Source organism: Acinetobacter sp. BSP-28 (genome assembly GCF_044130285.1).
GTDB lineage: Bacteria > Pseudomonadota > Gammaproteobacteria > Pseudomonadales > Moraxellaceae > Acinetobacter.
Genome location: NZ_JBIQOB010000006.1, coordinates 180,516 through 187,221, shown reverse-complemented (window position 1 = coordinate 187,221; position 6,706 = coordinate 180,516). Strand labels below are relative to the sequence as shown.

General features: G+C 45.1%; 7 protein-coding genes. All 7 read right to left on the bottom strand.

The annotated features are described in order from the left end of the window. Positions 1-156 precede the first annotated feature (156 nt). Positions 157-1,068 (bottom strand): DMT family transporter, encoded by a 912-nt coding sequence (locus ACE01R_RS06540; protein ID WP_395549812.1) that lies wholly within the window; start codon positions 1,066-1,068, stop codon positions 157-159. A 289-nt stretch (positions 1,069-1,357) separates the two neighbouring features. After that, the gene (gene hcaD / locus ACE01R_RS06535; protein WP_395549810.1) at positions 1,358-2,584 is read right to left on the bottom strand and encodes a 3-phenylpropionate/cinnamic acid dioxygenase ferredoxin--NAD(+) reductase subunit; all 1,227 of its coding nucleotides are present in this window, start codon (positions 2,582-2,584) and stop codon (positions 1,358-1,360) included. Between the two features lie 5 nt (positions 2,585-2,589). Next, entirely contained in the window at positions 2,590-3,555 is a 966-nt protein-coding gene (locus ACE01R_RS06530) for a 3-carboxyethylcatechol 2,3-dioxygenase (RefSeq protein WP_395549809.1), read from the bottom strand. A 65-nt stretch (positions 3,556-3,620) separates the two neighbouring features. After that, the gene (gene hcaB, locus ACE01R_RS06525; RefSeq protein ID WP_395549808.1) at positions 3,621-4,436 is read right to left on the bottom strand and encodes a 3-phenylpropionate-dihydrodiol/cinnamic acid-dihydrodiol dehydrogenase; all 816 of its coding nucleotides are present in this window, start codon (positions 4,434-4,436) and stop codon (positions 3,621-3,623) included. A gap of 2 nt (positions 4,437-4,438) precedes the next feature. Further along, positions 4,439-4,765, bottom strand: a complete 327-nt coding sequence (hcaC, locus tag ACE01R_RS06520) for a 3-phenylpropionate/cinnamic acid dioxygenase ferredoxin subunit (protein WP_395549806.1) — start codon at positions 4,763-4,765, stop codon at positions 4,439-4,441. After that, entirely contained in the window at positions 4,765-5,283 is a 519-nt protein-coding gene (gene hcaF / locus ACE01R_RS06515) for a 3-phenylpropionate/cinnamic acid dioxygenase subunit beta (protein WP_395549805.1), read from the bottom strand. The genes hcaC and hcaF overlap by 1 nt, the downstream gene beginning before the upstream one ends. Beyond that, complete coding sequence (gene hcaE / locus ACE01R_RS06510) at positions 5,280-6,647, bottom strand: 3-phenylpropionate/cinnamic acid dioxygenase subunit alpha (protein WP_395549804.1); 1,368 nt, start codon at positions 6,645-6,647, stop codon at positions 5,280-5,282. The genes hcaF and hcaE overlap by 4 nt, the downstream gene beginning before the upstream one ends. Between the last annotated feature and the right edge of the window lie 59 nt (positions 6,648-6,706).

Genomic DNA, 6,706 nt, shown 5'->3' with positions numbered 1-6,706 from the left:
CAGGTCAATTTATTTGAAAGGAAACTTTTAAGGTCACTCTTTGTGCCTGATAAAAAATGGCGAAAACAAGAAGAACCTCAATTGAGGTTCTTCTTGTGATATTTGTGGGACAGCAGTGGCAGAAGCCTCCTTTTTTATCTTATTTACCCTGCTGCATTAACGCAGTTTAGAAAAATACTGCTGGCGCCATTCTTTCCAGAAATACATCACAATCCCGAACATCACCACCACAATGCCGAAAAAGGCATTCGGGCTGATATGTTCACTATTCAGCGTTGCACCGAGCACTAAAGCAATCACCGGGGTCATCACATTGCTTAAAGATACAGTCGAAGCTGCTAAACGCCTAATCAGCCAGAAGTAGCACAGCATTGCCACAATCGACGACATGATCATGGTAAAGACAAAACCGATCATCGCGCGACCGCTTGGCAGTGCTGTTGGAAAATGCTGCCAGATAAACGGAATGATCAGCATTGAACCCAATGCAGAAACAATCAGAGAACCGGTTGCCTGTGACATTGGTTTGAGTGGTGCATTAATCTGTTTGACCCAGAAAATTGAGCTGATATAAGACACCATGCTAATCAGCATCAACATCACGCCAATTGGGTTCACTTTACTGTCGGCAGAATCAGCAAAGACAAAGGTCAGACCTGAAACCGCAATCGCCATACCTAACCATTGCAAGGCAATCAGTTTTTGAGTTTTTAAAATGACATGACCAATCAAACCGGCAATCAGCGGTGAAAAACCAAAGATCAATGCCATTAACCCGGAAGTCAGATAATTAGCTGCAAGATAGATAAATAGCTGCGCACCAATTAAATTCAGACTACCCGCCACATAACTTTTTAAAGAAGTCTGATCAAAAGGCAGCGGGTCACGCATCAGCTTTAAAAGGAACAAGGCAATCAGCGACGCGCCAAAATAGCGGATAATCAGCACCCACATCGGATGGACTTCCTGCACGCTCCAGACAATTGCCAGTGGCGTAGTGGCCCAGATGAATACCAATAAAGCATAAATACTTGCCATGACCATCATGGAAGATGAATTTGAACTCATAAATTGCTCAATTAAAATTTATCAAAAAGAAGCGAACCAAATTTATGTTCAAATCCGCAATCAACAACACTGATGGCGGCATGGATGCCGCCTGTCGTGCTGGGAGATATAGAGATCCGCTCAGCACCACAGAAGATTTTTGTTACTTTTCAAAGATAAAAAGTAAGAATCACCTATACGAAAATATATTAAATCACACTGACACATGAAGTCATGACAATGAAGGCAAAGACATAAAAAAACAGACCTATGCAAAACATAGGTCTGTCCAAAAATATCTCAATAAAACTTAAGCCACTTTGCGTAAATCCAGGCTTAAATCAAGATGCTTTTCCGCTTCAAAAGCGGTATTTTTGCTGATCATTTTTTTCAAATGACGCATTTCTTTTGCCGCATTGACCGTAATACCAGCAACGATTTGACCGTCAGTCACACCGTACATCACAAATGAATTGTCTGCACCTTTAGCTGCATCCATTTCACCGCGAACATACCATTCAGCTGCAGCCATATCGCCCACGAACTGATAGTTAATGTCGAGTTGATCGGTCCAGAACCATGCCGGATTGGCTTTTGGATGCTCTATACCCATCACGTGACGCGCGAAAATACCTGCCTGAAGGTTGGCATTTTCCCATGTTTCGACACGGCGGTATTCACCATCTTCACGAAGCTGAGTCGCTACGTCACCTGCTGCATAAATGTCAGCATTTGAAGTCTGGCAGTTTTCATTGACTTTAACCGCAAAATCAATATCCAGGCCAGCCTCAACAGCCAACTGTGCATTCGGTACAATCCCAATACCGTAAATGACCGCATCGGCACGAAGCTCTTCACCACCCTCAAGGGTCACGACAACCTCTTCACCGTCTAGCTTGCAGTCTGCAATCTTGGTTTCAAGACGCACATCAACACCAGCACGGCGTTGTTGCGCCAACAAGAATTCGCTCAGGATACGTGGCGATGAACGACCCATTACCATTGGACCCTGTTCAATCACAGTCACTTCACATTCTTTGTAGCGTGCAGATGATGCAAGCTCAAGACCGATCACCCCACCACCAATCAACACAATACGTTGACCGGGTTGAAGAACAGGTACCAGTGCTTGTGAATCTTCAAGGTTACGTAGCGTGTAAACGTGTTTGCCCAAAGCATCAAAGTTTGGTAAACGGCGTGCTGCACCGCCAGTCGCTAAAAGCAACTTGTCATAAGCAACAACGTCACCATTTTGAAGTTCAACCGTTTTTGCTTCAGCGTTAATTTTTTGCACGCCATTGCCACGAATGGTTTCTACACCAAGTTCTGCCAGTTTTTCTTCTGACAAAATTTCAATCTTGGTTTCTTCAGGTTTTAAAATCACGTCTTTAGACAGTGGTGGACGCTCATAAGGAAGATGCGTTTCATCACCAATCAGAATGATTTTACCTTCGTATTTATTGCCACGAAGTTCTAGGATTGCGCTTGCACCAGCTTGGCCAGCACCCACAATCACGATGGTTTCGATGTTGCTCATGTAAATTAACCCTTTAACTCTGCAGATACGATACCGAAGCCCGCAATCCACTCACTGATGTCTTCGTAGCAGTGAGTTGTCATTTCATACTCACCCACTTCATGTAATGCAGCAAAAGCAGCCATCCAGGAACGGACTTCCTGACCGCCGCGACCACCTTCAACACGAATTTCAGCTTCTGTCATCGCTTCAATGGCCGCAAAGTCTGCTTTGGCAAAGGTTTGCAGCAATGCGCGATCCCACTCTGGGTTTAACGGTACAGATACAGACTTGTCGCCTGCTGCCAATTTTTGACCTACAGCGATCACCTTCGCTTGACGCGCATTACGTGCTTCAGGTGTCGGGTTACGACCCGCGATCAGGAATTCTTCCACTTCAGGTGGAACTGAACCCATTTGCGGTGTTGGTGGATCATGTGACAAACCACCGGTACCCAGTACAAGTACACGTTCATTTTCCAGGTTCAATGACTTGATGAACTGACCGACTGCGCGACCTAAAGCCACGGTACGCTTGGTGGTTGGCATCGGTGCTGCTGCACCATTGATAAATACTGGAATGGTTGGGTAACGGTCGAGCTGACCGCCACACAAGAAATGTAAAGGTTGAGTCACGCCATGGTCGGCTTGCATACGGTATGAGTACGCAACATCCACACCTTCATCAAGAACACGACGCACCAATGCCACTGCAGTTTCTTCAGGTACATTAATTTTGTCGTTGTCTTTACCATAATCCCAATCACCTGCTGCTGTGGCACGAATACCCACACAGAAGCTTGGCATCAAGTCATAGAAGAAGCCATTGAAATGGTCAGGACCAAAGGTAATGATTAAAGTTGGATCGTATGCTTTGACTTCCGCAGATAATTTTTCAAACGCTTCACGAACAGCTTGTTCTTTACGTTGTTCTTGCGGAGTAGCAAACTCCATTAAAGGACTGTGCGATGCACAAATGAGTTTAACGGCCATGAGAGACTCCTTAAAAGGAAGGCAGCCGAGAATAGGCTGCCGAAAAGTCCATTTCAGACTGAATTTTATTCGTCAAAGAAACCTGCACGTGGTTGACGTAAACCACGAATGCCCAGACCACATTCAGCGTTAATTAAAACACCAGTCAAAGGACGGTTGTTTTGACGAGATGCCAAGAGCACGTATGAACCTGTCATGTCTTCCGGTTCAGGCAAGAAGTTTAGTGGCATACCACGTGCGATTTTCTCAGGATCACGAGCATCAAGCAGACCAAGATTTTCCTGACCTAATGATGCCGCACCCTTGATATTCACATTCATACCTGACGGCGCAACAGCGTTCACTCGTACTTTAGGCGCAAGCTCGTAAGCAAGTTCTTTCATAATGCCCACACCAGCATGCTTAGATGCTGTATATACAGGGCCTCCGCCTGCCGAGTACAGTGCAGAGTTAGACAAAGTAAATATGATAGAACCTTCAGAAGCTATCAATGCATCCAGCGCAGCTTTAGCACCAAGAATAAGTGACTTGGTGTTAATGCCCATGATTTCATCAAAGGCTTTTTCCAGTTGCTCACCCGATGTATTGACGATATCTGCATAATGATCCCAGATACCCGCATTACCAACGAAACAGTCAAGTTTGCCATAATGTTCAACAGTCGCTTGAACTGCGCGAACATTATCTTCATAGCTGGCTACATCTCCTGCGATCGCTAGCACGCGGTCACCAAAATGTTCTTTCAGTGCGTCAACTTTCGATTGAGAACGTTGAAGAACAGCCACTTTTGCGCCTTCTTCTAAGAAACGTTCAACCAATGCCCAGCCTAAGCCTGAACCACCACCGGTAATAAGTGCAACTTCACCTTGTAGCCAACCCATGATTACTCTCCTGCCATCTCTACGTATAAAGCACCATCTTCAACAATCACTGGGAAAGTCTGGATAGGATCTGTTGCTGGTAAGCAAAGTGCTTGACCAGTTTTCAAACAGAATCGAGCTGAATGAAGTGGACATTCAACAGTACCGTCATCTTCAAGGTAACCTTCTGACATAGAAGCATTACCATGTGAACAACGGTCGTTCATCGCGAAAAATTCGCCATTGTTGTTGAATACTGCAAGCGCATCGATACCGTTTACGCCGCAATCTACTTTCAATGCTTCGCCTTCGTCTAATTCGTCAACTTGGCAAACAAAAATCTTATTCATTAGAAGAACACACTCAGGTTATGTGAGTTATAAGTCACCTGATCAAGGGTAATCTTACGGTTGAAGATCTCGAAGCCTTGAGCAGTATCGACTTTGCGGATCTTGTCGTGACGCTTACCACAGTAGATCGTTACATCTTTCTCTTTCTGTGTGCGGTACAACAAGTACGTAACGTAAACGTCGTATTCACCTTCAACTTCAGTTGGCTCAACGATGATGTTAGACACCATGTGAGTGGTACGTGAAGGAGGTTCTTCAGCCCATGCCATACCTGTCTCAAGACGGGCAACACGGCGTTCCAACAAATCTTTGGTATCGTTAAATACCCAAGTTGTCGGTGGCTCGATCGAACGGCGACGGTCACGAGTTTGAGCGTTCGGTGTAGTACGCAAGGTATAAGAAATATCTTCTGCCAATACGTCTAACCATTCGCGGAATTTCCAGTCGTCAAGTAATTTAGCTTCACGATAGAGGAACTGACTAATTTGATGTTGAAGTTCTAAACTGATCTGACTCATTTCATAAGCTCCTTCTCGTATTCGTCAGCTGCTTTTTCCACGTCTTCCCATTTTTCATGGATTAACAAATCTGCCCAACGGCGATACATGCCACGTGCTGCAGTTTCAGAGAAAATATAGTTGGTGATACCAGGAATACCGTCTTCACGAACTTTCTCGTTGCCTTTACCCATTTCCATAATCAACTGGTTCTTACGCGCTTTGTAACCACGTAAAACTTTTTGGATTTCGATCCAGTTTTCAGAGTCATCTTGCTCTAGGAAACCGGCAGGACCGAAGGCACGTGTTGCAGAACGTTCAAATGCTTCTTTCACTTCTTGAGACGCTTCAGCATCGGCAATACAGAATGCCCAAACTTCAGTTTTGTTTGGACCACGTGGGTGCCATACACGAAGGGTTGCTGTACCGTTCAACCAAGACAATGTTGGGAACATGGTGTTGTGACCTGCAAGACGAAGTGCACGAACTTCACCAAGACGTTCTTTCACTTCTTCATAAGTTTCACGGAAGTAGTTTGCCACTTCACCGTCAACCCAAACGTTAGCGTCTGGTTTTTCTGTGAAGAAGAAGCCTGAACCATGACCACGTGAACCGTACTGGATCGCGTCTTTAGCCGTTTCCCAAACTGGACGGGCTGTTTGCGCAGCACCTAATTTCTTAGATGATTCGTCATCTGGTTTCGCACCAAGTACCTGGATTGCAGATGCGTGAGAGAACAATGCGTGATATTGGTCAGATGCAAACTGTTCAGCAGCAAATTTCCAGTTACACTCGATTTCCCACTTGTGTACACCACCGATGATTTCAGTACCACCTGGACGACGGTCTAATACGCCATCTAAGTACCAAGCAATATCACCCATATATTCTTCTAGATCTTGAGTGGTTTCATCCCAGCATCCGAAGATTAAGCCTTTGTATGACTTAACACGGTTAACTTCAACCAGACCCCATTGCTCTTTGCATGCGCCTTGCGGGAAAGCACGCTCTTCAAGCGGGATATCTTTTAAAGAACCATCAATACCGTAAGACCAGCCATGGTACGGGCAAGTGAATGCACGCGTATTACCACAGTCTGCGAAGCTCACACGCATAGAGCGGTGACGGCATTGGTTTAAGAATGCTTTGATTGAACCGTCTTTTTGACGTGCCACAATAATTGGATCTTCACCCATGTAGGTATTGAAGAAGTCACCAGCCTTAGGAATTTGGCTTTCATGGCAAAGGAACAACCAGGTACGACCGAACACGCGTTCAAGTTCTAATTCGTATAGATCCGGATCTGTATAGATAGATGGCGAGATACGTCCATTTTGTGCATCGACTAAAGCGTCGATTTCGCGCACATCAATTTTTCCACTCATGAAAAGCTCTCCTGTGACCAGTAACGGCACAAAGTAAATAGACTCAACTTTTCAGCGAT